At 60.7% G+C, this 25,545-nt stretch carries 22 protein-coding genes; 9 read left to right on the forward strand and 13 right to left on the reverse strand.

Annotated elements, in window-relative coordinates; genetic code table 11:
* Positions 1–340 precede the first annotated feature (340 nt).
* Entirely contained in the window at positions 341–1,009 is a 669-nt protein-coding gene (locus D1012_RS17835; RefSeq protein WP_118155529.1) for a haloacid dehalogenase type II, read from the forward strand.
* Positions 1,010–1,363: 354 nt separating this feature from the next.
* Here the strand turns inward: D1012_RS17835 and D1012_RS17840 are convergent, their stop codons facing one another.
* The 4 genes from D1012_RS17840 to D1012_RS17855 form a co-directional block, all read right to left on the reverse strand.
* The gene (locus D1012_RS17840) at positions 1,364–2,242 is read right to left on the reverse strand and encodes an ABC transporter permease (protein ID WP_118155472.1); all 879 of its coding nucleotides are present in this window, start codon (positions 2,240–2,242) and stop codon (positions 1,364–1,366) included.
* A 30-nt stretch (positions 2,243–2,272) separates the two neighbouring features.
* Entirely contained in the window at positions 2,273–3,223 is a 951-nt protein-coding gene (locus D1012_RS17845; RefSeq protein WP_118155474.1) for an ABC transporter permease, read from the reverse strand.
* 79 nt (positions 3,224–3,302) lie between these two features.
* Positions 3,303–4,970, reverse strand: a complete 1,668-nt coding sequence (locus tag D1012_RS17850; protein ID WP_118155476.1) for a peptide ABC transporter substrate-binding protein — start codon at positions 4,968–4,970, stop codon at positions 3,303–3,305.
* Positions 4,971–5,033: 63 nt separating this feature from the next.
* Positions 5,034–6,704 carry an ABC transporter ATP-binding protein gene (locus tag D1012_RS17855; RefSeq protein WP_118155478.1) on the reverse strand — a complete coding sequence of 557 codons (1,671 nt, stop codon included), beginning with the start codon at positions 6,702–6,704 and terminating at the stop codon, positions 5,034–5,036.
* 394 nt (positions 6,705–7,098) lie between these two features.
* On the opposite strand from D1012_RS17855, the gene D1012_RS17860 reads away from it, so the two are divergent.
* Positions 7,099–7,578, forward strand: coding sequence for an Lrp/AsnC family transcriptional regulator (locus D1012_RS17860; RefSeq protein WP_118155480.1), 480 nt, complete (start codon positions 7,099–7,101; stop codon positions 7,576–7,578).
* A 133-nt stretch (positions 7,579–7,711) separates the two neighbouring features.
* Positions 7,712–8,065, forward strand: a complete 354-nt coding sequence (locus D1012_RS17865) for a cupin domain-containing protein (RefSeq protein WP_118155530.1) — start codon at positions 7,712–7,714, stop codon at positions 8,063–8,065.
* A gap of 10 nt (positions 8,066–8,075) precedes the next feature.
* Here D1012_RS17865 and argE read toward each other — a convergent pair whose 3' ends face one another.
* Positions 8,076–9,197, reverse strand: coding sequence for an acetylornithine deacetylase (gene argE / locus D1012_RS17870; RefSeq protein WP_118155482.1), 1,122 nt, complete (start codon positions 9,195–9,197; stop codon positions 8,076–8,078).
* Positions 9,198–9,467: 270 nt separating this feature from the next.
* Between argE and D1012_RS17875 the strand changes: the two genes are divergently transcribed.
* From D1012_RS17875 to D1012_RS17895, 5 genes are all read left to right on the forward strand, one after another.
* Positions 9,468–10,496, forward strand: coding sequence for a tartrate dehydrogenase (locus D1012_RS17875; RefSeq protein ID WP_118155484.1), 1,029 nt, complete (start codon positions 9,468–9,470; stop codon positions 10,494–10,496).
* Positions 10,497–10,506: 10 nt separating this feature from the next.
* Positions 10,507–11,982, forward strand: a complete 1,476-nt coding sequence (locus D1012_RS17880; protein WP_118155531.1) for an NAD-dependent succinate-semialdehyde dehydrogenase — start codon at positions 10,507–10,509, stop codon at positions 11,980–11,982.
* Between the two features lie 134 nt (positions 11,983–12,116).
* Positions 12,117–12,944 (forward strand): GNAT family N-acetyltransferase, encoded by an 828-nt coding sequence (locus D1012_RS17885; RefSeq protein ID WP_118155486.1) that lies wholly within the window; start codon positions 12,117–12,119, stop codon positions 12,942–12,944.
* Between the two features lie 21 nt (positions 12,945–12,965).
* Positions 12,966–14,345 (forward strand): aspartate aminotransferase family protein, encoded by a 1,380-nt coding sequence (locus D1012_RS17890; protein ID WP_118155488.1) that lies wholly within the window; start codon positions 12,966–12,968, stop codon positions 14,343–14,345.
* A complete protein-coding gene (locus D1012_RS17895) occupies positions 14,342–15,253 on the forward strand; it encodes a 2-hydroxyacid dehydrogenase (RefSeq protein ID WP_118155490.1) in 912 nt (303 codons plus the stop codon). The genes D1012_RS17890 and D1012_RS17895 overlap by 4 nt, the downstream gene beginning before the upstream one ends.
* Positions 15,254–15,289: 36 nt before the next feature.
* On the opposite strand, the gene D1012_RS17900 is transcribed toward D1012_RS17895, so the two are convergent.
* The 8 genes from D1012_RS17900 to D1012_RS17935 form a co-directional block, all read right to left on the reverse strand.
* The gene (locus D1012_RS17900; RefSeq protein ID WP_199489555.1) at positions 15,290–16,720 is read right to left on the reverse strand and encodes an aldehyde dehydrogenase family protein; all 1,431 of its coding nucleotides are present in this window, start codon (positions 16,718–16,720) and stop codon (positions 15,290–15,292) included.
* Between the two features lie 41 nt (positions 16,721–16,761).
* Positions 16,762–18,039, reverse strand: coding sequence for an NAD(P)/FAD-dependent oxidoreductase (locus tag D1012_RS17905; RefSeq protein ID WP_118155494.1), 1,278 nt, complete (start codon positions 18,037–18,039; stop codon positions 16,762–16,764).
* Positions 18,040–18,049: 10 nt separating this feature from the next.
* Positions 18,050–18,922: a GNAT family N-acetyltransferase gene (locus D1012_RS17910; protein WP_118155496.1), complete on the reverse strand. Its 873-nt coding sequence runs from the start codon at positions 18,920–18,922 to the stop codon at positions 18,050–18,052.
* A gap of 61 nt (positions 18,923–18,983) precedes the next feature.
* Entirely contained in the window at positions 18,984–20,294 is a 1,311-nt protein-coding gene (locus D1012_RS17915; RefSeq protein ID WP_118155497.1) for an NAD(P)/FAD-dependent oxidoreductase, read from the reverse strand.
* 302 nt (positions 20,295–20,596) lie between these two features.
* Positions 20,597–21,472 carry a GNAT family N-acetyltransferase gene (locus tag D1012_RS17920; protein ID WP_118155498.1) on the reverse strand — a complete coding sequence of 292 codons (876 nt, stop codon included), beginning with the start codon at positions 21,470–21,472 and terminating at the stop codon, positions 20,597–20,599.
* Positions 21,473–21,703: 231 nt separating this feature from the next.
* Positions 21,704–22,468, reverse strand: a complete 765-nt coding sequence (locus D1012_RS17925) for an ABC transporter ATP-binding protein (protein WP_118155499.1) — start codon at positions 22,466–22,468, stop codon at positions 21,704–21,706.
* On the reverse strand, positions 22,465–23,505 hold the full coding sequence (locus D1012_RS17930) for a FecCD family ABC transporter permease (RefSeq protein WP_118155500.1): 1,041 nt from the start codon (positions 23,503–23,505) through the stop codon (positions 22,465–22,467). The genes D1012_RS17925 and D1012_RS17930 overlap by 4 nt, the downstream gene beginning before the upstream one ends.
* Entirely contained in the window at positions 23,502–24,536 is a 1,035-nt protein-coding gene (locus D1012_RS17935; RefSeq protein WP_118155501.1) for an ABC transporter substrate-binding protein, read from the reverse strand. Before D1012_RS17935 ends, D1012_RS17930 begins: the two co-directional genes overlap by 4 nt.
* A gap of 169 nt (positions 24,537–24,705) precedes the next feature.
* On the opposite strand from D1012_RS17935, the gene ku reads away from it, so the two are divergent.
* Complete coding sequence (gene ku, locus D1012_RS17940; protein WP_118155502.1) at positions 24,706–25,542, forward strand: non-homologous end joining protein Ku; 837 nt, start codon at positions 24,706–24,708, stop codon at positions 25,540–25,542.
* Positions 25,543–25,545: the final 3 nt, after the last annotated feature.

Raw genomic sequence — 25,545 nt, forward strand, 5'->3', positions numbered from 1 at the left:
TGGCGGCCTGCACAGATGGACTCCCCTCGACAGCCATTCGGTCCCGGTGGGTCGTGATCGGTTGTCCAGAGACATCACGGCACCTGCCATTGGTTTCATGTGTGGCCTACAGGCCGGATGTGCCTGACGTGTGCTCGCAACGCTTTATGCGGCGACTCGACGGTACGTGAGAGTGCAGAGTGACCTGCCGCGCTGCAAGCACGGACAAAACGCAAAAGCCCCTGCCGGTTTGCTGCCTGACTGGAGGGGCTTGTGCTGCAAGTTCCGGCATTGCGGCACATTCTGCCAGATGTCTGGCGCTATGTTTGGCAGACAGGTCAATCTGACAGGAAACACAGACATGGATCGCTTCCGCCCGAAATATGTGACGTTTGATACCCACGGCACGCTGATCAACTTTCAGATGGCGGACGCTGCCCGCGATCTGTACGGCCATCTTCTGGATGAGCCGCGCATGGAGGAATTCATCCGAAACTTTCAGGGTTATCGCTTTGACGAGGTGATGCAGGACTGGAAGCCATACGCCGATGTGGTTCACAATGCATTGGAACGCGCCTGTCGCCGCAATGGCATTGCCTTCCGGGCCGAAGATGCGGAAATGATCTACAACCGCATTCCAACCTGGGGTCCGCATCCTGACGTGCCGGCAGGGCTGGCTAAACTGGCCAAAGAGATTCCGCTGGTCACCATCACCAATTCGATGAAGGTGCAGATTCCGTCGAACATCGCCAAACTCGGCGCGCCGTTCCATGCTGTTTTGACCGCAGAAGAGGCGGGCGCATACAAACCGCATTTCAAGGCGTTCGAATACATGTTCGACACTCTGGGATGCGGGCCCGAGGATATTACCCACGTCTCGTCATCCTTCCGCCACGATCTGATTTCGGCTTATGATCTGGGGATCAAAAGCAAGGTCTGGGTCAACCGTGGCCATGAGCCTGCCAACCCCTTTTACGAATACACGGAAATCCGCGATATATCGTACCTGCCCGGCGTTTTTGGAATCTGATCCGGCACCGCTCTGAACAGGACTGTGGCGCTCCCTCACCGGAGCGCCGCATGCTTTTGTGAGGGAAGCCTCCCTTTCAGAGGTATGAGGGGTAGTCTGACGGGATCATTGGCGATTGTGTCTTCGGAGTTGAACGCGCTGTGGCGTTCGATCTGGCAGACGGTCGCCGCCTGATCCTGGCTGACAACCCCGCCCAGCTTTACCGAATTGCGCCGCGCTTTTCCCAATGGGAGGCGCGGCGCAGTCTTGTGAAAGTATCGGCCGGATTTGATAGAAACCTTCAGACCGAAGCAGGGGGTACGGTTATCAACCCCCGGTCCCGGATGTGGGTGGTGCTGCGTGACCCCCCCCGTTTCAGAGGGTATCGTTGCGCACATCCAGCGCGTCACGCAGACCGTCACCGATGAAGTTGAAGCTGGACACAGCAATGGTAATGGCGATCCCCGGAATGATGGCAAGCCATGGGGCGGTCGCAAGGTATTGCTGGGCGCCGTTCAACATGTTGCCCCAGCTTGGCAGCGGCGGTTGGATGCCAAAGCCCAGGAAGCTGACATAAGCCTCCAGCAGGATCGCACGGGCCACAGTCAGGGTCGCAGCCACGATGATCGGGCCGGTCACATTGGGCAGGATTTCACGGAACATGATGTGCATCCGGCTTAGCCCCAGCATGCGCCCGGCAAGAACGAACTCGCGCTCTTTCAAAGATCGCACCTCTGCCTCGACGATCCGCGCCACTTCCATCCAGCCGGTGATGGCGATGATCACGGTGATCATCATCGGGCTGGGCTTCAACGCTGCCGACAAGGCCAGAAGCAGAAAGATTGACGGGTAGGACAGAAAGCCATCGACGGTGCGCATCAGGACAGCGCTGATCCAGCCGCCACGATAGCCCGCGATCACGCCGACCAGCGTACCGACCAGCGTTGCCAGCACCATGGCAGTGAAGCCGACCAGCAGCGAGATCCGACCGGCCATGAACAACCGGGCCGCGATGTCACGACCCAGCGGGTCAGTGCCAAGATAATGCTGGCCGGTCATCGGTGGTGCAAACCGGGCGCGAAGGTCTATGTAGAGTGAGTCATACGGCAGCAGATAGGGGCCGATGATGCAGATCAGTGCCAATGCACTGATCATCACCAGCCCCAGCAGCGCCAGCCTGTGGCCGACAAAGCGCCGCATCACGCGGCTTTGCCACCAACGGACTGGCGCCTGAGTTGCAGTAAGTGTGGTCATGGCGGGTTTCTCCTGTTGCGGCTTTGGCGGTCAGGCCAGACGGATGCGCGGATCGACCAGCGCGACAACGATATCAGCGATCAGATTGCCAGCGATGGTCAGAATGGCCGAGAACATCAAAAGCCCCATCACGACCGGGTAATCACTGTAACCGAGGCTGTCGAGAAACAGTCGCCCCATGCCCGGCCAGGTGAAAACGGTTTCCGTCACCAGCGCTCCGGTCAGGATCGAGGGCAGCTGCACCCCGGCAAGCGTGATCATCGGCAGCAGCGCATTGCCAACCACATGCTTCATCAGCACCCGTCGTTCGGTAACCCCCTTGGCGCGGGCCGTCTTGACGAATTCCTGGCTGATCACATCCAGTGTCGCCGTGCGCATATAGCGGCTCCAGATGGCAATGTGGACAAGTGCCAGCACCACCGATGGCATGATCAGATGATGCAGGTAGTTCAAAACCGAACCGTCGCCGATCGTGTACATGTTGCCCGCGGGCAGCCATCCGAGCTTCAAGGAAAAGACATAGATGCCGACCAGGCCGAACCAGAAAGTCGGGATCGAAAGCGCAACCATGGCACCAATTGTCGCCACATAGTCGAACAACGAATAGCGATGCGTCGCACCACGGATGCCGATCCAGGTGCCGACCGCAATGGCGATCACCGTAGATGACCCCATCAGCAGCAAGGTCGCAAAAAGGTGTCGGCCGATCACCGACAACACCGGTGTACCATCGCGGAACGAAGTGCCCCAGTCACCCTGTACCAGCCGCCATGCCCAGTCAAAATACTGCACCCAGATCGGGCGGTTCAGTCCAAGTTGATCCTTGAGCCGCTCCATGTCATCCATGGTCATTCCCGGATCAAGCCCGTATTGTGCCAAGGGCCCGCCAGGCATGAGGTTCAGCACCGTGAAGCCGATGATCGACACGATCACCAGCAGAACGGCACTCTGCAAGAAACGACTGAGCAGAAATGCAGGCATCGTCTTCCCTTTCCGTATGGGACGGCATCAGTTGGGTGTCGCGGCCCGAACTATCACGCCAGGACCGCGACAGTTCAGATCAGGCCCAATACCAGCCGGCTGCATGCCAGGACTCAGTGCGCGTGTTGGAGTTCGACACAAAGCCCTGAAGACCTGCTTTGTGGCCAAAAACCGAGGTGTTTGCGAACAAGGGAAGGAACGGCAGATCGCGGCGAACGATCTCCTGCACCTTGAAATAGATCGCGCGGCGGGTTTCCGGATCAAAGGTGCGGCTGCCTTCTTCGAGCAGTGCGTCCACCTCGGGGTTGGAATATTGCGCGTTGTTCGAGCCCCGGCCACCTTGGGCAGCGATTGCCTTGGTATGGAAGCGGTTGGTCACGTCCGGGTCCGCGCCGATCAGGTAGGTGATCCCTGACATGGCGGTGTCGAACTGCGACAGCGCCCAGAAATCGCCGAACATCACGGCCGATGGCAGGTTTGCGATGGTCATTTCGATGCCGATTTCCGCCAGAGTCTGCTGGATGAACTGCTGCGCCTGTTCACGCAGATGGGCACCCGCAGTCGTCGAATTGGCAAAGGCCAGCCGCACGCCATCCTTGGCCCGGATTCCGTCTGCGCCCGGCAACCAGCCCGCCTCGTCCAGGACCTGGGCGGCGCGTTGCAGGTTGAATTCATGCTTTGGCAGCTCGGGGTTGAAGTAGAAGGATTGCTTGGGCATGAAGGTCTCGGTCACGGTCGGCACGCCGTAGTTAAGCGCGTCGATGATCGCTTCGCGGTCTATCGCGAGATAGATCGCTTCGCGCACAGCCAGTTCCTTGAACTGTGGGCGCTCCATATTCAGGTAGATGGTTTCCACCGATGCCTTTGGCACCAGCGTCACCACCCTGTCGGCCAGCGTGGCGGCCTCGGCATAGTTGTCGGGGGTGATATAGGCTTGGCCGACCAGATCAATGTCGCCGCTTCTGAACTGGGTATACAGGACCGTATTGTCAGGTATGTATTTGAAAATCAGCTGCTCGATATAAGGGCCTTCGCCAAAATAATCGAGGTTGGCCACCAGTTCGACATGATCGCCTGCAACCCGTTTACCCCATTTGAACGCGCCGGTTCCGATCGGCGCCTGGTTGAACGCGTTCTCGTTCAGATCGGCCATCGTCTCCAGCACATGCTTTGGCACGATAAAGGTCTCGGTGAGGAAAGACAGATAGGGCGCAAAGGCCACTTCCATCCGCCAGGTAATTTCGGTCGGTGAAACCACGGTGATATCATGAACCAACGCATGTCCGGTGGTGCGCCACGCGCGGAAATCCGGGTTTACGATCAGTTCGAGGGTGTATTTGACATCTTCGGCAGTAAATGGCGTTCCATCGTGCCAACGCACGTCATCACGCACCTTGATGCGCCATTGCAGCCCGTCCTCGGAAATTCCGCCATTGTCCTGTGAAGGCACCTCAACTGCCAGATTGGGGATGATGACGCCTTCCGGGTTGATGCGGAACAGCGCGTCGAAGATCGAGAAATCAACGCCATCATCGACTTCGAGATGCGGCATCAGCGGGTTGAATACGGTTGGTTCCTGCGACAGACCAACAACAACGCGCCCGGTCGGTGCAGGTGGTGGCGTCTGGGCAAAGGCCGGTTTGCCGAGCAGTTGCGGGCCAAGCAGGCCCACCGTTCCGCCTGCAGCCATCAACTGCAGGGCGTGGCGACGCGAATATCCCGCGCGGGTTCCGAAACTTTTGGTCATCTGATATCCTTCCGTTGGTGATCGTTTCTTGGATTGGTCGTTTGTTGGGGCATTCGTGTCCCGTCAAAGTTCCGCGGTCATGATCTCGGGTGTCATGTCCCTCGGACGCTCGCCCGGAATGGCCGCGACCAGCTCGCGGGTGTAGGCTGATTGCGGGTCAAGAAATATCTGCGAAGGCGGCCCGAGTTCGACGATCCGGCCGTATTGCATCACTGCAATGTCGTCGCAGATCTGGCTGGCAACCCGCAGATCGTGGGTGATGAAGACCATCGACACCCCTGTTTCACGTTGAATGCGGTCCAGAAGTTGCAGAATCTGCGCTTGGATCGACACATCCAGCGCCGAAACGGCTTCGTCTGCGACAAGCAGACGTGGCTTGAACATCAGGGCGCGGGCGATACCGATGCGCTGACGCTGGCCACCTGAGAATTCATGCGGAAAGCGACCAATTGCCCCGGCATCAAGGCCGACCAGATCAAGCATCGCCCGTGCTTCATCACGCGCCCGTGCCGGGTCCATGCCATGTGCGACCGGCCCGACGGTCAGAATCCGGCCAATGGTCGCGCGCGGATTGAGCGAGGCAAAGGGATCTTGAAAGATCATCTGGATGCGTTGGCGCATCGGGCGGAACTCGGCCTCGCTCAAGGTTGCAATGTCACGGTCCTCGAACAGGATGCGACCGCTATCGCTGACCATCAGCTTTGTGAGCAGCCGCCCGAGCGAAGATTTGCCCGAACCACTTTCGCCGACCACACCCAGAGTCCGGCCTGAGGCCAGCTCGAAAGATACTTCGCGCACCGCAGGCACAACCCGCAGCGTGCCAAACATCTTGCTGCCGCTGCGGTAAGTCTTGACAAGATTTTCGACCTTGAGCACCGGGCCGTTCGCCTCTGTCTGAAGCGGTACTCGGTTTGTACCGGTCAGATGCGGTACCGCCGCAATCAGCCGTTTCGTGTACGGATGCTTTGGAGTCTTCAGCACCTCGTGCGCAGTGCCATGTTCAACGACATGGCCCTTTTCCATCACAACCACGCTGTCGGCGACCTCGGCCACCACGCCGAAGTCATGGGTGATGAACATCACGCTCATGTTCTTGCGGCGTTGGATGTCACGGATCAGCTTCAGGATCTGTGCCTGTGTGGTCACATCAAGGGCGGTTGTCGGCTCGTCCGCGATCAGGATCGAGGGTTCCATCGCCAGCGCCATGGCGATCATCACCCGCTGCCGTTGCCCGCCCGAAAGTCGGAACGGATACTGAAGATACATCAGTTCGGGCTCGGGCAGTCCGACTTCGGTAAGCAGTTCAATGGCGCGTTCGCGGCGCGACGTGGCCGTGCCGATGCCATGCGCCTGCATGGTTTCGTCAATCTGGGCACCGACGGTCATCAGCGGGTTAAGGGCGGAAAGCGGATCCTGAAAAATCATCGACACCACCCGCCCACGCAGGCTGCGCAGCGCCTCGGGGCCCATGCCGACGATCTCGCGGCCATCGAGGGTGATCGAGCCGCCAGTGACCGTGATCATATCGGGCAAAAGTCCCATCACGGTGTTGGCGGTGACCGATTTGCCAGAGCCGGACTCGCCGATCACACACAGGATCTGACCGCGCTGCAGCTCAAAAGAGATATCTTTGACCGCGTGTGTGCGTTCCATTCCGGTTGGCAGGCTGACGGTCAGCCCACGCACCGAAAGCGCGACCATTCCATCCGTAACGGCGTGGCTTCCTGCATTCATGGACTTTCTCCCCTGCCGGTGGCTCTCAGGCCCTCGTTATCGTGGTTGTTACAAGTGTGACGTATCTGGCGGCGCAGAGTCGTCAAAACCTGCCTCCCCGGCGGCAGGATCAACTGATATCACGCGCTGGTCAGGCAGTTTATTCTATGGCTGCCTGCCAGCTGTGGGTTGCCTGCTTGCCTGTACCTGCGAGAGCACGGCTGCGATTTCGAAGGCTTGTTCTGGGCGTTTCACAGCTTGCCCGCATATCCGCATAAATTTCAGCACATAAACCGCATAAAGTTCTGCGACACGGCGAATTTTGTCGACTGTACGTGCGCCCGGTTGCTAGAATGACGGAGGATAGGGCGCATGGCCCGCGCTATGCTGTGGCGAGGTCAAAAGGACGGCCAATATGAAGCTGGACAAGATCGACGTCAGAATACTGTCTGAATTGCAGAAGAACGGACGCATCACCAATGTAGAGCTGGCCGATCTGGTGCACCTGTCGCCCAGCCCTTGCCTGATGCGGGTCAAGAAATTGCAGACCGAAGGTTATATTACGGGCTATTCCGCACAGATCAACATTGCCAAACTGGGGCAGAGCCTGACCGTCTTTACAGAAGTCACCCTGCGAAACCACAAACAAATCGACTTTGCCCGCTTTATCACCGCGGTCGAAAAGTTTGACGAAGTGATCGAATGTCATCTGGTCTCAGGGGGGTACGACTACCTGATGAAATTCATGACGGCCGGTATCGCCGAATATCAGGCGATCATGGAACGGCTGATCGAAATGGAAATCGGTATCGACAAGTACTTCAGCTTTGTCATTTTGAAATCGCCGATCGTGAAATCCCATCTGCCGCTGGAGTCCTTTGCCAAGGGCGACTGAGCAAAAGGCGAGGGCCCAAGAACTTTCAGCTTTGTGTCAGCCCGTCTTCGGCAGGATCTGCTTTCGCGCGCCTGACATCGGTGCGCGTGTCTTGTCTGCGGACGCTATTCTGGTGCCAGCAATGGAGACCAGCATGACCCTACTCAAAACCATCGACCATAACCCGACCTTTGCCCCCACCCACGCCCAGCCCACGCCCGAGAAGCTGATCGAAGGCGCGCCCGAATTCAGCACCTGGGCCATGGATGAGGCAAAGGACGGCACGGTCAAGTCCGGCGTCTGGCGGGCAACACCGGGCCTGACGCACTCGATCAAGGGCGAGACTTTCGAGTTCTGCCATATTCTCGAAGGCGTGATCGAGTTGACCGAAAACGGCAAACCCCCCGTGATCTACCGCGCTGGCGACAGCTTTGTCATGAAGCCGGGATATGTCGGAACATGGCGCACCATCGAGACGGTGCGCAAGATCTATGTCACGGTTTCCTGAACGCAGGGGATCAGCTGGCAGCCTCGCGCGCAAGACCGTGCAGCATGGCGCAGCAGCTTTCCAGTTCGGCCTCGGTGATGAATTCATCGGGTCGATGCGCCCGGAGTATCGAGCCGGGGCCGCAGATGATCGACGGAATTCCGGCGGCATGAAACAGCCCGGCTTCGGTACCATAGCTGACCGATTGAAGTGCCCGATGGCCGGTCAGGCGCTCCAGCAGATCGACCAGATCGCGGGTCTCGGGCGGCGGCAGCGCCGGATAGGAGCTTAGCTCCCGATGTGAAACCTCCACATCGGGCAGGGCCGCCAGCCGGGCAATCACCTGCGCTGTGATGGTCTGCGGCGATTGCCCCGGCACACTGCGCACCTCCATCCGGATCGTGCATTGGTCCGGTATGATGTTGACCGCCGCCCCGCCCTGCACCACCCCGGCTACAAGCGTTGAACAGGCGGGTTGGAAACGTGGGTCAAAGGGGCCGTCCACGGCCAGCTTTGCCGCGAGATTACGGATGAACAGCAGGATTTCCGCTGCTGGATAGATGGCATTGACCCCCAGATCCGGCTGAGAGCTGTGTGCTGCGCGGCCCTTGATCCGCAACTCCACCGCCTGCTTGCCCTTGTGCGACAGCACGGGTTGCAGATCGCTCGGCTCGCCAACAATACACCCAAGCGGCGGGGCACAAAGATCGCGCAGGCGGGCAATCATGTGACCAACCCCACGACACCCGATTTCTTCGTCATAAGAAAACGCCAGATGGATCGGCCGGCGCAGCGCTGCGGCCTGAAACGCAGGCACCATAGCCAACATGCAGGCCAGATATCCCTTCATGTCGCTGGCACCACGCCCGTAAAGCCGCCCGCCCTCGGCACGCAGGCGGAACGGGTCCGAGGCCCAGTTCTGCCCTTCGACAGGCACCACATCCATATGACCGGACAGAATATACCCCGGCACGTCGCGCGGGCCGATGGTGGCAAATAGATTGACCCGGTCGCCTTCCGGCCCCGGCAAGACGGCACAATCGACGCCCAGCCGGGCCAGATACGCCTGCACATAGCCAGCCATACGGGCATTGGAGGCGCCGGGCAGATCACCAATGGCGACGAGATCGGCAAGTACGGCTTGGGGGGTCATCTTGTGCTCCTGTAATTTGTCTCAGTGTCGCGCACCCCTTGGCGCAGATGCTGCCGAAGGGGGCTACAGTGGCAAAATTCCTTGCGGAAAGCATGGCGAGTCATGGCACCGCACCGAGGTTGCGGGGTCTTCCGAAATCAGGGCCACCACAGAGAATTCCGAGTCGGAGCGAACAATTGGAACAATCGTCTGCACTGCCCTGCGCCCCGGTGCAATCTGCGGATGGATCGCGGTTAGACTTTTGCTCAGCACGCAATACCGGAGAATGAAATGACTCATCGCATTGCCCTGATCCCCGGCGACGGCATCGGCACTTCGGTGACCCAAGCCGCCGTGGAAGTCAGCCGGCAGGCTCTGCCGGCGCTTGCCTTTACCAGCTTCCCCTGGTCTTGCGACTACTATTTGCAGGCCGGCCAAATGATGCCCGACGATGGCATCGAGACGTTGAGGGGTTATGACGCCATCTTTCTTGGCGCAGTTGGCTGGCCAGCCCAGGTGCCGGATTCGGTGTCGCTGCATGGGCTGCTGCTGCCGATCCGCAAGGCGTTCGTGCAATATGCCAACATCCGCCCGCATCGGTTGTTGCCGGGCGTGCAGGGGCCGTTGCGTCGTGAAGGTTTCGACATCCTCTGCATCCGGGAAAACACCGAAGGTGAGTATTCCGGGGCCGGAGGACGGGTACATGTCGGCACGCCTGACGAGGTCGCGGTCGAGACAGCGATCTTTACCCGCGTCGGGGTGGAGCGCATTTTGCGTTTTGGCTTCGAACAGGCGCGGCAGCGGCGCCGCAAGCTGGCCTCGGTCACCAAATCCAATGCGCAGAAGCATTCGATGGTGTTCTGGGACGAAATCACCGATCTGGTCGCGGCCGATTATCCTGATGTCGAGGTCAGCCATTACCACGTGGATGCGATCTGTGCGCGGATGGTGATGGCACCGGAAAGCCTCGATGTGATCGTGGCCTCGAACCTGTTCGGCGATATCCTCACCGATCTGGGCGCGGCCATTCAGGGCGGGCTGGGCTTTGCCGCATCCGCCAATATCACCCCGGATCGGAATGCACCGTCGATGTTTGAACCTGTGCATGGGTCTGCCCCTGACATCGCCCATTTGGGTATCGCCAATCCGATTGCCGCAATCTGGTCGGCGTCGATGATGCTGGACCATCTGGGCGAGCGCGATGCCGCCGCCCGGATCATGGCGGCGGTCGAGGCCACAACGGCGCAGGGCATCGGCACTGTGCCGGGCCAGGACCGCACAGAAACCATAACCAAGGCCGTGCTGGCCGCGCTGGAATAAGGAAATCATGATGGATGCCAAAGTGTATGCCGGTCCGACCGGGCTGAAGGATACGGGTCTGTTCCGGCAGGAGTCGCTGATTGGCGGCCATTGGATGCCTGCCGCCAGCGGTCGCGTGATCGAGGTCAGCGATCCGGCGACCGGTCAGGGTCTGGGCACGGTTCCGGATCTTTCAGGGTCAGAAACCGCTGACGCCATTGCCGCCGCCGAAGTGGCATTCCAGAGCTGGCGCAAAGTGCCCCATGCTGCCCGCGCCGCTGCATTGGAGCGCTGGTTTGCCCTAATGGAAGCAAATGCCGAAGATCTGGCACTGATTCTGACACAGGAACAGGGCAAGCCATTGGCCGAGGCGCGTGGCGAGATCGCTTATGGCGCAAGCTTCGTCAAATGGTTCGCCGAAGAGGCGCGGCGCATCGAAGGCTCGGTGATTCCTTCACCCGCCGGTGACCGGCAGATCGTGGTTCTGAAAGAGGCGGTCGGCGTTTCGGCCATCGTGACGCCCTGGAACTTTCCCAATGCTATGATCACCCGCAAGGTGGCACCGGCGCTGGCGGCGGGCTGTACTGTTGTGATCAAACCTTCGGAGTTCACGCCGTTTTCTGCACTGGCCCTTGGCGTTCTGGCTGAGCGTGCAGGCATCCCGGCCGGGGTGATTAATATCGTCACTGGCATGCCAACCGCCATCGGCGCGGAACTGACCGCCAATCCGCTGGTGCGCAAGCTTTCGTTCACCGGATCGACCCGCATCGGTTCACTTCTGATGGCACAATGCGCGCCTACGGTAAAGCGGCTGAGTCTGGAGCTGGGCGGCAATGCGCCGTTTCTGGTCTTTGAGGATGCAGACCTTGACGCAGCGGTAGAGGGGGCGATTGCCTCGAAGTTCCGCAACGGGGGGCAGACCTGCGTTTGCTCCAACCGGATTCTGGTGCAATCCGGGGTCTATGACGCCTTTGCTGAAAAGCTTGCGGCGCGGGTCCGTGCAATGAAGGTTGGTCCGGGGCTGGAAGCAGGTGTCGATATCGGGCCGATGATCAACACTCCGGCGCTGGACAAGATCGCCCGCCATGTCGCCGATGCAACCGCAAAAGGTGCCGTGATACTGGCACAGGCTACTGTACCGGCGGGCGGACGTTATGCGGCACCGATGGTGCTGACCGGAGCAACTGAGGCAATGGAACTGGCGCAGGAAGAGACCTTTGGTCCAGTGGCGCCTCTGTTCCGCTTTGAGACCGAGGAAGAGGCCATACGCATCGCCAATGGTACGCCGTTTGGTCTTGCCGCGTATTTCTACACTGAAAACCACGCCCGCGCCTGGCGGGTTGGCAAGGCGCTGGAATTTGGCATGGTCGGGCTGAACACCGGCATGATTTCGATGGCGGTCTCGCCTTTCGGCGGGGTCAAACAATCCGGTCTGGGCCGCGAAGGCGCGCGGGCCGGGATTGAGGAATACCTTGAAACCAAGGCCTTGCATATGGCCGGGCTCTGATCTTTCGATGCACACCCCTGCCCGGAAGACGGGCAGGGGCGTTTTGCCCCCCTTGGCACTTCCTGCCGCAGGCCGGGACATGCGTTTCGCTATCGCATAATTTCCAGGCAACTCCTTCAGCCAACAGGTTTCTGATGCCCGCCACGATCACCTTCGATACCTTGACGGATGCGCACCTAGACGGCGCATTGCGTTTGTCTCAAGCGGTGAGCTGGCCGCATCGTCGTGAGGATTGGCATCTTTTCCTGCGTCTTAGCCGTGGCGTGGTGGCACTGGCAGGCGGCAAAGTGGTTGGCACGGCACAGGCCACACCGTTTGGCGATGTCGCCATGGTGAACATGATCATCGTCGATGCGCAAATGCGCAGCCGTGGGCTGGGCCGACAGCTGATGACCCGTGCGATGGCCGGGGTCGATGTGCCGGAATGGCGTTTGACCGCAACGGTCGAGGGCTTGCCTCTTTACGAAAAGCTGGGGTTTGTCGCCACGGGCTCTGTTTTGCAGCATCAGGGCGTTCCCGTGCGGCAAGCGGTGCCGGACGGCGTAGATTGGGCCGGCGACACAGATCTGGCTGCCATTCAGGTTCTGGACCAGCAGGCCACCGGGGCAGACAGATCGTCGCTGATCGCACGCCTTATGCACGAGGCGCGTCTGGTGGTGATCCGCAAGGGCCCCGATCTTGCGGGCTATGCCTGCCTGCGTCGCTTTGGTCGCGGCGATCTGGTGGGGCCGGTGGTGGCCGAAGACAGTGCTATGGCTCAGCGGTTGATCAGCTTTCTCATGGCCAGGTCTACCGCCGGTTTCCTGCGTGTCGACACTACGGAGGAAGCAGGGTTGGCGCCGTGGCTGATGGGGCAGGGTCTGGCCGCGGCGGGCGGCGGGGTATCCATGCGACGCGGCGCAGCGACGGTGCCCGCCACCTCTGTCCAGTGCTTCGCCCTTGCGGCGCAGGCGCTTGGTTGACAATTTTCGTAGGAGAAAAACATGTCCAGCAATTCTCTGGTTGAACTCGACCGCGCGCATCTGATCCATCCCGTCGCGTCGTGGCGCGGGCATGAAAAGTCCGGGGTCCGGATCCTGACCTCGGCCAAGGGTGCCACAGTGACCGATGCCAGTGGCCAGACCCTGATCGACGGCTTTGCCGGTCTTTGGTGTGTAAATGCCGGCTATGGCCATGAATCGGTGGTCGAGGCTGCCACGCGACAGTTGCGCGATCTGCCCTATGCCACCGGCTATTTCGGTCTGGCCTCAGAGCCGCCGATCCGGCTGGCGTCGCGGCTGGCAGAGCATGCGCCGGGGGATCTGGATCATGTGTATTTCACGCTGGGCGGATCGGATGCGGTAGACACGACCGTACGCTTTGCCCGCTACTACTGGCAGGCACGGGGTCTGCCGCAGAAAGATCAGTTCATTTCGCTTGAGCAGGGGTATCATGGGTCTACCACGGTTGGCGCCGGGCTGACGGCGCTGCCGCTGTTTCACGCGGGCTTTGGGCTGCCGATGGATTGGCAGCACAAGATTCCTTCGCATTATGCCTATCGCAACCCGGTTGGCACTGATCCGTCGGCGATCATTGCAGCCTCTGTCGCACAATTGCGGGCAAAGGTGGTTCAGATCGGTGGGGCAGAGCGGGTCGCTGCCTTTTACGCGGAGCCGATTCAGGGCTCGGGTGGGGTGCTGGTGCCACCCGCCGGCTGGATGGCCGCAATGCGGGCGGTCTGTACCGAACTGGACATCCTGTTTGTCGCGGACGAGGTGATTACAGGCTTTGGCCGCACCGGGCCGTTGTTTGCCTGCAGCGACGAGGGCATCGTTCCGGACATGCTGACCACCGCCAAGGGCCTGACCTCGGGTTATGTACCGATGGGTGCGGTGTTCCTGTCAGACCGGATTTATCAGACCATCGCCGATCATGCCGGAGCGGCCGCAGTGGGGCATGGCTTCACCTATTCGGCGCATCCTGTCAGCGCGGCGGTGGGTCTGGCGGTGCTGGATCTGTACGAAGGTGGCCTTCTGGACAATGGCCGCATCATGGGCGCGCGTTTGCAGGCTGGGCTTGCAGCGCTGGCCGATCATCCGCTGGTGGGCGATGTGCGGGGGCGTGGGATGCTGGCGGCGGTGGAACTGGTCATCGACAAAGCGAAAAAGACCCCGCTTCCGGCAGCGGCTTTGCCCGCGACGCGCATTTTTGACCGGGCCTGGCAGAACGGGCTTGTGATCCGCGCCTTTGCCAGCGGCACCCTGGGATATGCCCCGCCGCTGTGCTGCACCGCAGACGAGATCGACGCGATTGTGGAGCGCACGCGCCTGACACTGGATCAGACTCTGGAAGACGCCGACGTGCGGGCGGAGTTACGCGGATGACGGTGCTCTATCTGTCTGATCCTGAGAGGGGGGCGGTGTTTCGTGCCGCCTTTGCCAAAGCGCTGCCAGATGTCGCCTTTCACATCGGGCAAGCCCCTGATCCGCTGGCGGTACGTTGGTTGATTACCTGGACGGTGCCGGCCGATCTGGCACGTTACCAGAATCTGCGGCTGATCATTTCAGTCGGGGCTGGCGTTGATCAGTTTGATCTGACTGCGCTGCCGCCCGGTGTTGGTGTGGTGCGGATGCTGGAGCCGGGTATTCCGCAGCAAATGCAGGAGTATATCACGCTCGCCACGCTGGCCCTGCACCGCGATCTGCCCGCCTATCTGGGCCAGCAGCGCACCGGACTGTGGAAGGCGGGGCGCAACCTGCCCGCAGAAGAGCGGCGTGTCGGGGTGATGGGACTTGGCCAGCTGGGTCAGGCGGCGCTGACGGCGCTGCGGGCCTTTGGCTTTCCGCTTGCCGGTTGGGCGCGCAGCCCGCGGCAGATCGAAGGGGTGGAATGCTTTACCGATCTGGATGCCTTTCTGGCGCGGACCGATCTGCTGATCTGCCTGCTGCCCCTGACCACCGAAACCGGGAATATCCTTGACGCAGGGCTGTTCGCGCGGCTGCCCCGTGGGGCACGGCTGGTGCATGCAGGGCGTGGGCGGCACTTGGACCATGCCGCCTTGATCGCTGCGCTGAACGAGGGGCAGCTGTCGGCGGCGGTGCTGGATGTGACCGCGCCCGAACCTTTGCCGCAAGAGCATCCGCTCTGGTCGCATCCACAGGTGATCCTGACGCCGCATATCGCCTGTCAGACCCGCCCTGGCGATGGCGCCCGCCATGTGATCAGCGCGATCAGCGCCGATCTGGCGGGGCAACCGATACCGGGGCTGGTCGACCGGATGCGTGGATACTGACCATCAGTAGGGCGAAGGGTGCGGATGCCCGACCGTTCAGGTCGGATCATATCCCAGGATGGACTTGGTTTCGAGGCATTCCTCCATGCCAAAGACGCCGTATTCGCGGCCATTGCCCGATTGCTTGTAACCGCCAAAAGCTGCGTAGGCGTCCCATGCGGGATGGTTGATATGGACCTGCCCGGCCCGGATCTGGCGCGCAACGCGACGTGCCCGATCCAGATCGGCGGATTGCACATGGCCGCCCAGTCCGAAAACCGTGTCATTGGCGATAGCGATTGCCTCTGCCTCGGTCGCATAGGGCAGGATGCAGAGCACCGGACCAAAGATCTCTTCCTGGGCAATGCGCATGCCTGTTGTGACGTCAGAAAAGATCGTCGGTCGTGCGTAAAGACCGTGGATGATCCCTTCGGGCAGCCCCGGTCCGCCGCAGATCAGCCTTGCCCCATCTTCGATGCCGACTTGGATCATCTTTTGCACACGATCAAATTGGGCGCGGTTGGCGATGGGCCCCAGCGTTGTCGTGGGGTCTTGCGGATCTCCGACAATGATGGTCTCGGCATGAGCGCGGGCGAGCGCCTCGACTTCGGTCAGGCGCTCGGCGGGCACGATCATGCGGGTAGGTGCGCTGCAGGACTGGCCGACATTGCGAAAGGCCGAAGCCACCCCAAGCGGCACCACCCGGTCAAAGTCGGCGTCGGGCAGCAGGATGTTGGGCGATTTGCCCCCCAGCTCCTGCACCACGCGCTTGACGGTCACGGCAGCGGCCTGCGCGACCAGCACCCCGGCGCGTACCGATCCGGTGATCGAGACCATGTCAATGTCAGGATGTGAGGCGATGGCTGAGCCGACCTCTGCGCCGGTGCCGTTGACCAGATTGAACACGCCGGGCGGAGTCCCGGCATCATGCATGATCTGGGCAAATAGCAGCGCGCTGAGCGGAGCCATTTCGCTGGGCTTCAGAACCACGGTACAACCGGCAGCGATAGCAGGGGCGACCTTGGCGGTGATCTGGTAAAGCGGCCAGTTCCAGGGCGTGATCAGACCACAGACACCAATCGGCTCACGAAGGATCGCGGTCGTGCCCTTTTGAACACGGAATTTGTAATCGGCAAGCACATCCATTGCAGCCCGGACATGGGCGATCCCAAAGGGTACCTGTGTGGTGCGGGAAAACGTAATGGCCGCGCCCATTTCCAGTGTTATCGCTTGTGCCAGATCTTCGGCCCGCGCTTCCATCAGCGTCAGGATCCGCCCGAGCAAGGCCTTCCGTTCGTCTGTCGTGCTGGCAGAGAATGCTGCAAAAGCGCGTCGCGCGGCCACAGCGGCGCGGTCAACGTCAGCGGCAGTTCCCACCGCGAGCATGCCGATCTGCGTTTCTGTCGCAGGATCGGTAAAGCCGGTCTGGCCCGCCGTCATCGGCGAAACCCAGGCGCCGTCGATATAGAACTGCCGGATTCTGGTCATATCCACGCCGGACCTCCTTTTATGCAGGGCTGTGGCTGTCATCAGTGCAAATAATCCTGAAGCTTGTAGTAGGCCCCGACAAAGGGCAGAAACCATGTCGGGCCGAAATGCCCCGGAATTGCCGGCCAATCAAAATCGCCCCAGGGATTTGCGCGCGTGTTGCCATCCATGACGTCAGACATGATCTGTCCCATGTGGGTGGCCATCTGCGTACCGTGGCCAGAGTAGCCCATGGAGTAGAACAGCCCCTCGCGTTCCCCCGCACGCGGCAGGCGGTCGGCGGTCATGTCGACCATACCGCCCCAGCAATAATCTATCCGGGTGTTGGTCAGGCTGGGGAATATCCCTATCATCGACCGTCGCAGAATGGTCCCACTCTTGACATCAGAGCTGGCACTGGAGCCAGCAAAACGGGCACGCCCGCCGAATAGCAGGCGGTTGTCCGGTGTCACTCTGAAATAGCTGACAAAGTTGCGGGTGTCGGTGGCGTTGCGGCGGCCGGGTGTCAGGCTGTCGAGCTGTTCCTTTGACAATGGCTCGGTGGCGATCAGGAAAGCCCCCACCGGGATGATGCGCCGGCGGAACCAGGACAACGGACCCACGGCCGAGGTGCCGGTCGCCAGAAGCACCTGTCTGGCGGCAACCGAACCGCGCGGTGTGGTCAGCTGATGGGCGTGACCGCTCAGCCGCCTGATGTTAATCACGGGGCTGTTGTCATACAGGCGTGCACCATGCCGGGTTGCGGCAGTGGCAAGCCCATGAACGTATTTTCCCATATGCATCTGGGCCGAACGCGGAAAGATCAGACCGCCGAAATAGCGGTCGGTTCCGACTTCCGACGGCATATTGGCGCGGGAGACCAACCGCGCATCTGGATCGGCCCCTTGCACCATCAGCGCATGTGAGCGGGCCAGTTTGTCGTAATGAGCGGGCTTTGCCGCCATTTTCAGCTTTCCGACGCGCTGGAAATTGCAGTCAATGTTTTCCTCTTGGATCAGCCGTTCGACCGTATCAACCGCAGCGTTAAAGCTTTGATACAACCGCAGGCTTGTTTCTGCCCCCAGCCTGCCCACCATGCCGGCATAGTCCTGCGCGAAACCATTGTTGCACATGCCGCCGTTGCGGCCCGACGCACAACCGCCAAGCCGGCCTGCTTCGAGCAGGATCACACTGGCCCCCTTGCGTGCGAGGGCGATGGCGGCGGACAGGCCGGTAAAGCCACCGCCGACCACCGCCACATCATAGTCGCCCTCTACCAGTCCCTTTTCCGTGCCAAGAAATTCGGGGGCGGTGTCGTGCCAATAGGGGATGAGTTTCATCGGATCTGCCTCAGCCGAAGGATTGACTGGCCAGAGCGAAAATCCGCTCTGGTCCGGAAACCGGGGGGCGTTCCCCGCGGATCATGGTGGTAACCTGGCCGACCTCGGGCAAGTCCTGCGCTATCAGCCAGGAGCCGAGTCCACTGTCGCCGTCAATGTCGATGCGCAGGTTCTGACCTTCATTGGCGGTCAGGAAATGCGTGATCAGGGTCTTGGCGTCCTCTGCCCCGGTCGCGACCACCGGCCCGATCACCTGACCTGATCCAAAGGGGCGGCAGATGGCATAGCCCTGCACATTCCCATTCCGCTCGATCACGGCAAGACTGCCGGATTTGAAAAGCGCTGCGATCATCCTGTGCCGCGTGGCCCCAACGGCGCGCTGATCCATTGCTGTCACGACCTGCAGATCCTCGGGTCCGGCCCTGCGGACTTGATGATCGGTCTCATGCTGGCCCGCAGCCACGCGCCCCCGACCCATATGCTGATGGACAGTGCCAACGGGTTTGAAGCCGAAGGCCTGATAAAGCCGCATCCCCTCTGCTGTAGAGTTCAGCAGAATGGCACGCTCACCGGTCAACTGAAGCAGCTGCGCCAACAGCGCCCGGCCCAGCCCCCGGCCCTGCATGGCGGGAGCCACGATGATACTACCGCAAGTGGCAAGAGCATCGCCATAGGGCCAGCAGAGCGCCGACCCGATAACCTGACCGCTCTCCTCGGCCAGGACCCCTTCGCCCAGCAATAGCGCAATGCGCCAGTCCTCCAGTCGATATGTCCAGCCCGCCCCGCGTGACAACTGGAGCGCACTCTCAAGATCATGCAGGGAGTCCGTCATCTGGCGCAGAGTCACCGGAAGCCGGGCTTTGGGGCTCAGGGTGGAGTTCATGGGCATGTCCGTTTCTGCAAGTGAAGTGTGTCGGGCTCAAACGAACCGACAGGTACGCGCGTCAGCGTTTGGCGCGCCACCAGGCGATACGATCCTGCAGGCCGTAACCTTTGATAACCGCTGGCATGAACCAGGGATTGCCACGGTAAAGCGGCACGGCGGCAGGGGGGCGAAAATCGAAAGCTGTGTCGGCCTGCTCTGTATGCCCCATCAGCTTGTGGGCTGCCCGTGTGCCGATCCATGGTGCCCAGACCACACCGGAGCCGCAGAAACCGGTTGCATAGACGACACCATCCTTTTCAAAGATACGGGGTAGCATGTCGCGGTTCATTGCAACATTGCCGAACCAGCTGTGCGTCAGGCGTGTTTTCTCCAATTCCGGGAAAAGCTCGACCAGACCATTGCGCAGACGCAGCGTCGGGGCGACCGGATCACCGACACGCGAACTGTCACGCCCGCCAAACAGGATACGACGACCATCGGGCGAGGGTCGATAATAGAACCCAAGCTGACGCCCTTCGCTCATCATCATCTGGCGTGGCATCAGTCGCGACATGGTGTCAGCCGACAGTTCCTCGGTTGCAATGATTCTGGACCGCACCGGAACCATGCGCCGCCGCAGATAGGGGGCAGCGCCATCGGTGTATCCGTTGGTGCAAACCAGAACCTGCCGGGCCTGAACCGTCCCCGCCGCAGTGGTCACCCGGAAGCCGCCGACATTCCGTTCGATAGCGGTGACGGGCGTGTGCGCGTGGACCGTCAGATCCGAGGCCAGTGCAACCCGCAACAACTCGGCATGGAACTTGCCGGGATGCAGCCCGCCAATATCCATGCGGACTGCGCCGCCCCGATAAAAATCCGTCCCGATAAAACCGCGCTGTTCACGATGTGGCACAGCGTAGCTTTCGATCTTCAGTTTTCGTGCCAAAGTCTCGGCTCCGCGCGCCATGGCGTCGTACTGCCTGAAACCGATCGCGCCCTTGAAAATGCCGACAGGTCTGAAATCGCAGGCGATACCTTCGGTCGCGAGGAAGTCATACAGGAATTCGCGCGCGACCTTGCCCTCGGCCTCGATCGCCAGCGCCTTGTCCTCGCCAAAGCGGCGGGTCAGGGTGGCCTGGTCGTGCCGGATCGTGCCACTGGTGATGCCGCCGTTGCGCGATGATGCGCCTTCGCCCGGAGACATCGCATCAAAGGCAGCGACCGAGCGTCCTGCACGCGCCAGTGTCAATCCCGCCGCAAGCCCGGCATAGCCAGCACCGACAATCGCAACGTCAAGTGTTCTGACAAGCGGCTGCTCGGGCAGCGGTTTGACGGGAGCTGCTTCCCACCAGTACGGAGTGTTCTTGTCTGCGACCTTGGTTTCTGGCACTTGCGCGGCTTCTCGTTCGGGTTTTCGGGGGGCTCGTGGCGGCCATTGTGGTGCCGGCCCCATCTAGGCCATAGAATGACGCTTTGCATGCAGCAGGATCATCCGCATCGGCACCAGACCGCGACATCTTCTTCTGAACATCTGCGAGAAACGGCAGGGAAACCCTGCATATGGGATGCAGCTCAGGTGGCCATCAGGCATGACATCAGGTCAGTGCCTGCGCCGAGCCGCCGAGGCCAAGGTCATTGTGTGGAATGCAGAAATTTGATGCGCATGATTCTAAGCAAGCACCTGAAAATGCGTCAGCTCAGAGCGTGCCCGGCAAGCCCATACACCCAAGGCTCTGCTGCAATCCGGTTCAGAAATCTGCGCCCCTTGGACATGGTCAGAGCAGTTTGCTCGACGCTCAAGCCGCATTGTGCCAGAAACTCTGTAAAGGGGCCGGTTGCCTCGCGGGTGTCTATCCGCGCAGCCTGGCCCTGCAGTGCCTGAAAATGCCATGAGGCAAGCTGGATCGCATCCTCATCGCTGTCGGCGACAATCGGCCCGATGACATGAAGCCCCCCGAACGGGCGGCGCATTGCATAGCCAACCACCTTGTCGTTGCGGCGCAGAACACAGGTCACGGCGATTTCTGAAAGCAGCGCCAGTACTCGTGATCGGTCGTAGCCAAAGGCACGCATATCGCACGCCATAACCTCTGCAAGCTGGTCTGCGGGCAATTCGCACAGGGCCGCGTCAGGGGATGGTGGGAACGGAAGCCCAGAGACGATACCACGGTGCAGGAAAGTCGTCGCTTCATGTGTGAAGCCCAGAGACAGGTAAAGCTGAAACGCAGCTTTTGTCGAATTCAGGCTGAGGTTGCGGCAGGCGCAACGCTCTATCACCTGATCCATCAGCCATCTGCCCGCACCTTGCGCCTGTGTCCGGGGACTGGTGATCACAAGCCCGATGGTGGCAAAGTCTTCGCCTTGGGGAAACCACATGGCACTGCCAAAGACGCGGCCGATGCCGTCGACCGCAACGATACCATGTCCGATGTTTCGCAAGAAATCCCAGTCTGCCAGCCGATGCGGCCAACCGACGGCTGTGGAAAGCCCGTGCAAGAGGTTAAGATCAACGTCTGAAATGTCTCGCGTGACCAGTTCAAATGATTTCACCCGAACAGATTTTCCCATCAGAACCCCCTCACCAGCGATCTGATCGCCAACGCTCGCTTTCGGTGACGGATGGCTTGGCACCAGCCCCTTTTGTCATAGTATTGCGCTGTATTGCCAGCAGGATTCACCGCACGCCTGCTGTTTCTCCAAATCTTCTGCCGAACTGATGCAACGATCCGCAGGAGCTTGACCTGTCTGCCTTTATTGCGGAACCGTGTCAGGGTGATCCGGCGGATCCTGTCTGACAGGTCAGGCCGCTTTGAAGCGGATATGCGTTTGGCACGGGATGGGGCCTGCGCAGACCTCTGCATTGACCCGGAACACATCGCGCAACAGGGTTTCGGTCAGCACAGCATCGGGTGTGCCGCAGTCCACCACGGCCCCGGCTTTCAGCACCACGATCCGGTCGCAAAACATCGCGGCAAGGTTTAAGTCATGCAGTGCGACGATGCTCGTCAGGTCAAGGTCACGCACCATGCGCAGGATTTCGATCTGGTGGTGAATGTCCAGATGGTTTGTCGGTTCATCCAGAAACATCACTTGCGGCGATTGTGCCAATGCGCGGGCGATGTGAACACGCTGCCGCTCGCCGCCTGACAGGGTCTGCCATGCCTGCGCGCGGTGACCGGTCATGTCCACCCGTTCCAGCGCGGCGGAAACGACAGCTTCATCCGCTGCCGACCAGCCGGACAGCGCCGAGCGATGCGGGGTGCGGCCCAGCCGGACAACATCGCGCACAGACACGTTGGTGTCGGTCGCGGCGTTCTGCTGGACAAAGGCCACCTGGCGCGCCAGCGTGCGGCGCGGGACGCGGGCAATGTCTTGTCCAAGGATTTCGACCCGCCCGGACAGCGGTTGTTTCAGCCCGGCAAGTAGCCGCAGCAGCGATGACTTGCCCGACCCGTTGGGTCCGATCAGTCCCAGCGTCTCGCCCGGTGCAACCGATAGCGACACGTCGGCAACGATGGTCTTGTGGCGCACACCCCAGACCAGATTATGTGCAGATATGCTCATTGTTGCGGCCTTGCGCGGTAAAGAATGATGGCAAAGAAGGGCACGCCAACCATTGCCGTGACGACCCCGATCGGAATGGTCTGCTGTTCTGCTACCACGCGTGAGGCGATGTCGGCCAACACCAGAAATATGGCCCCCACCGCCGCGCAGGCGGGCAAAAGGCGCAAGTGCATGGGCCCCACAACGTAGCGCGCGGCATGGGGGACCACCAGCCCGACAAAGCCGATCGTGCCCACCATGCTGACGATGGTGGCGGTTATCATTGCGGTCACGCCGAACAGGATCAACCGGATGCGGGCCACCGGCACACCAAGGGCCGCCGCGTCCTCATCGCCAAAGGTAAACGCATCCAGCGACCGCGACATCAGAAGACAGATCGCAAGGCCAACAAACACAACCACGACCAGCAACTGAAAATCAGGCCAGCGCACACCGCCGAAACTACCCAAAAGCCAGAACATCACGTCACGCGCCTGTTGGGCGTTGCCCGAGGTGGTCACGATGTATGAGGTCAGCGCGTTGAACAGCTGCGACGCCGCGACGCCCGCAAGGATGGTGTGGTTCGGCCCGCTTGTCGCGCCGTTTGACAGCAGCGCGACCATCGCAAAGGCGGCAAAAGCCCCGGCAAATGCACCCATGGACAGGGAAACGCTGCCCGCCCCGATGCCCAGCACGATCACCGCCACCGCCCCGGTCGAGGCCCCGGCCGATACCCCCAGCACAAAGGGCTCGGCCAGTGCATTGCGCAAGAGCGCCTGCAAAATCGCACCGCAGATTGCCAGCCCGGCTCCGGCCAGGGCAGCAACCAACGCACGGCTCAGCCGCAGATCCCAGACCACGCTTTGCTCGATCGGCGGGATGTCAGCGGCTGTCAGGCCAAGCCCGTTGGTCACGGCCAGAAACACCGTGCCAACCCCGATGCTGTAATCGCCAATCGCGGCCGCCAGAGCGACCGCGACGGCAAGAACGATCAGGGCAAGCCCAAGGAAGATGGCAAGCCATCCTGCCCCGGCTTCTTTGTCGTCCGCGATGCTCACTTCAGATCAAAGGTCTTGAGCTGTTCGGCCAGTTTCTCGGCACCATAGATCGTGTTGATCGAGGGGTTCATGGATGCCCCGCTGATCACCGCGATCCTGCCTGCTTTCACCGCCTCCATCTGGCTGACTGCCGGGTCATTGGTGAGAAAGTCGATCTTGTTCTGCGCCTCGTCCAGACCCCAACGTTTACGGTCAACCTGAGCCGCGACGATGACTGTCGGGTTGGTGGCCATGATGCCTTCCCACCCAAGGGCCGGCCACTCTGCCTCGGTCTTCAGGGCGTTCGAGCCGCCAAGAAGATCGGCGATATAAGCCGACGGACCGTTGCCGCCGGTCAGATAGGCGTCATCTGCGGGCGACGGGGAAGAGAACCAGAACAGAAAAGTCAGATCCTCACGCTTGGCAAATTCCGCCCGCAATTTGGCCTCGCGCTGCTTGAAGTCTGCAATCAGAGCCTGCCCGCGATCCTGCACGTCAAAGATGCGGGCAAGATCGTCGATTTCCTGATACATAAGGTCCATGGTCCAGAGATTTTCCCGGGTGCCATAGACACTGGTTGCCTTGCTGCCGGACGCATTCTTGGTGTCTGCGACCGTGGAGCATGCACTGGGCGACAGATAGGTCGGAATGCCAAGATTTGCAAAATCCTCGCGTTTGGCCACTTTGCTGTCGGGCCCCATCAGCGTCACGATCATCGCCGCGACGAAATCGGGTTGCTTGGACAGAACCGCTTCCAGCGTCGGAAACTCTACCGTCAGAACATCGACCTTGTCATAGGCGGCCTCCAGCTCTGGCAGCACCCGGTTCGGCCAGAAGGCGGTGCCTGCCATCCGGTCTTCCAGCCCCAGCAGGAACATGATCTCGGCGCTGTTATGGCCAAGGGCGACGGTACGCTCGGGGGCTTTGTCAAAGGTGACCTGCTGCCCGCAATTCTCGAGGGTCAGGGGATAGGTCGTCGGCTCTGCCACTGCGGCAAAGGAAAGAAGGGCGGCGGCGAGGCCACTGAGCGCCGCAAGGCTTTTGGTCCGCATGGGATCATTCCAATTCTGACAAAAACAGTTTGAACGCCCTAGACCGGAGGCAAGCGGATATCAAGAGTGTTTTTATCGGGAATCATTGTGGCGGTCGGCGCACCGACGGGACCGGAACAAACTACCGCATTCCGTGTTGTGTCACCGGAAGCGGAGAGGCACGAAAACCATGGCACCGCGCGCAAACTGGAAGGGCATATTGAAAGTTGCCGAGGTCTCTTGCCCGGTCGCGCTTTATACGGCGGCCTCTACCTCGGACCGGCTTGCCTTTCACACCATCAACCGCGCCACCGGCAACCGGGTGCGGCGTGAGTTTGTGGATGCGGAAACGGGTAAGCCGGTCGCGCGCGAAGATCAGGTCAAGGGTTACGAGGTTTCGGATGGCGGACATATTCTGCTTGATCCCGAAGATATCGCCGCGACCGTGCCGGAGAGCGACAAGGTGCTGGCCATTGAGGCCTTTCTCCCCTGCGGCGAGATCGACAGTGTCTATTTTGACAAGCCCTATTATCTGGCCCCCACAGATCGGTCCGGGCAAGAGGCCTTTGGCCTGATCCGGGATGGTATGTCTGCAAAGAATGTGGCTGCCATTGCGCGCACCGTGCTGTTCCGGCGCATGCGGACGGTGCTGATCCGCGCGCATGGGCCGGGGTTGGTCGCGACCACGCTGAATTTCGACTATGAGGTCCGGTCTGCCGAGGCGGCGTTCAAGGACATTCCCACGCCGAAAATCGCGACCGAGATGCTGGATCTGGCCCGGCACATCATTGAAACCAAGATGGGCAAATTCGATCCCGCCGCGTTCGATGACCGCTATGAGACAGCACTCGAAGAACTGGTCCGGGTCAAAATCGAAGGGGGCAAGATCAGGCCACGCGCTGCTGAAAAGCGCGAAAAGGTTGTCGATCTGATGGAGGCGCTGCGCGCGAGCGCGAAGCTGAATGCGCAAGACAAACCTGCCCGCAAATCCCGCGCGAAGCCTGCGCCAAAGCGCAAGGCGGGTTAAGAC

Source organism: Pseudotabrizicola alkalilacus (assembly GCF_003443995.1).
In the GTDB taxonomy this organism is placed as follows: Bacteria; Pseudomonadota; Alphaproteobacteria; order Rhodobacterales; family Rhodobacteraceae; genus Pseudotabrizicola; species Pseudotabrizicola alkalilacus.

What these genes read in the sequence shown, in the direction of transcription:
- D1012_RS17910 (WP_118155496.1), bottom strand. Translation starts at nt 18,922, where the DNA reads ATGAACTCCACCCTGAGCCCCAAAGCCCGGCTTCCGGTGACTCTGCGC.
- D1012_RS17920 (WP_118155498.1), bottom strand. Translation starts at nt 21,472, where the DNA reads ATGGGAAAATCTGTTCGGGTGAAATCATTTGAACTGGTCACGCGAGAC.
- D1012_RS17875 (WP_118155484.1), top strand. Translation starts at nt 9,468, where the DNA reads ATGACTCATCGCATTGCCCTGATCCCCGGCGACGGCATCGGCACTTCG.
- D1012_RS17860 (WP_118155480.1), top strand. Translation starts at nt 7,099, where the DNA reads ATGAAGCTGGACAAGATCGACGTCAGAATACTGTCTGAATTGCAGAAG.
- D1012_RS17845 (WP_118155474.1), bottom strand. Translation starts at nt 3,223, where the DNA reads ATGCCTGCATTTCTGCTCAGTCGTTTCTTGCAGAGTGCCGTTCTGCTG.
- argE (WP_118155482.1), bottom strand. Translation starts at nt 9,197, where the DNA reads ATGACCCCCCAAGCCGTACTTGCCGATCTCGTCGCCATTGGTGATCTG.
- D1012_RS17900 (WP_199489555.1), bottom strand. Translation starts at nt 16,720, where the DNA reads ATGACCAGAATCCGGCAGTTCTATATCGACGGCGCCTGGGTTTCGCCG.
- D1012_RS17840 (WP_118155472.1), bottom strand. Translation starts at nt 2,242, where the DNA reads ATGACCACACTTACTGCAACTCAGGCGCCAGTCCGTTGGTGGCAAAGC.
- D1012_RS17905 (WP_118155494.1), bottom strand. Translation starts at nt 18,039, where the DNA reads ATGAAACTCATCCCCTATTGGCACGACACCGCCCCCGAATTTCTTGGC.
- D1012_RS17890 (WP_118155488.1), top strand. Translation starts at nt 12,966, where the DNA reads ATGTCCAGCAATTCTCTGGTTGAACTCGACCGCGCGCATCTGATCCAT.
- D1012_RS17880 (WP_118155531.1), top strand. Translation starts at nt 10,507, where the DNA reads ATGGATGCCAAAGTGTATGCCGGTCCGACCGGGCTGAAGGATACGGGT.
- D1012_RS17855 (WP_118155478.1), bottom strand. Translation starts at nt 6,704, where the DNA reads ATGAATGCAGGAAGCCACGCCGTTACGGATGGAATGGTCGCGCTTTCG.
- D1012_RS17925 (WP_118155499.1), bottom strand. Translation starts at nt 22,468, where the DNA reads ATGAGCATATCTGCACATAATCTGGTCTGGGGTGTGCGCCACAAGACC.
- D1012_RS17850 (WP_118155476.1), bottom strand. Translation starts at nt 4,970, where the DNA reads ATGACCAAAAGTTTCGGAACCCGCGCGGGATATTCGCGTCGCCACGCC.
- D1012_RS17865 (WP_118155530.1), top strand. Translation starts at nt 7,712, where the DNA reads ATGACCCTACTCAAAACCATCGACCATAACCCGACCTTTGCCCCCACC.
- D1012_RS17935 (WP_118155501.1), bottom strand. Translation starts at nt 24,536, where the DNA reads ATGCGGACCAAAAGCCTTGCGGCGCTCAGTGGCCTCGCCGCCGCCCTT.
- D1012_RS17885 (WP_118155486.1), top strand. Translation starts at nt 12,117, where the DNA reads ATGCCCGCCACGATCACCTTCGATACCTTGACGGATGCGCACCTAGAC.
- D1012_RS17895 (WP_118155490.1), top strand. Translation starts at nt 14,342, where the DNA reads ATGACGGTGCTCTATCTGTCTGATCCTGAGAGGGGGGCGGTGTTTCGT.
- ku (WP_118155502.1), top strand. Translation starts at nt 24,706, where the DNA reads ATGGCACCGCGCGCAAACTGGAAGGGCATATTGAAAGTTGCCGAGGTC.
- D1012_RS17835 (WP_118155529.1), top strand. Translation starts at nt 341, where the DNA reads ATGGATCGCTTCCGCCCGAAATATGTGACGTTTGATACCCACGGCACG.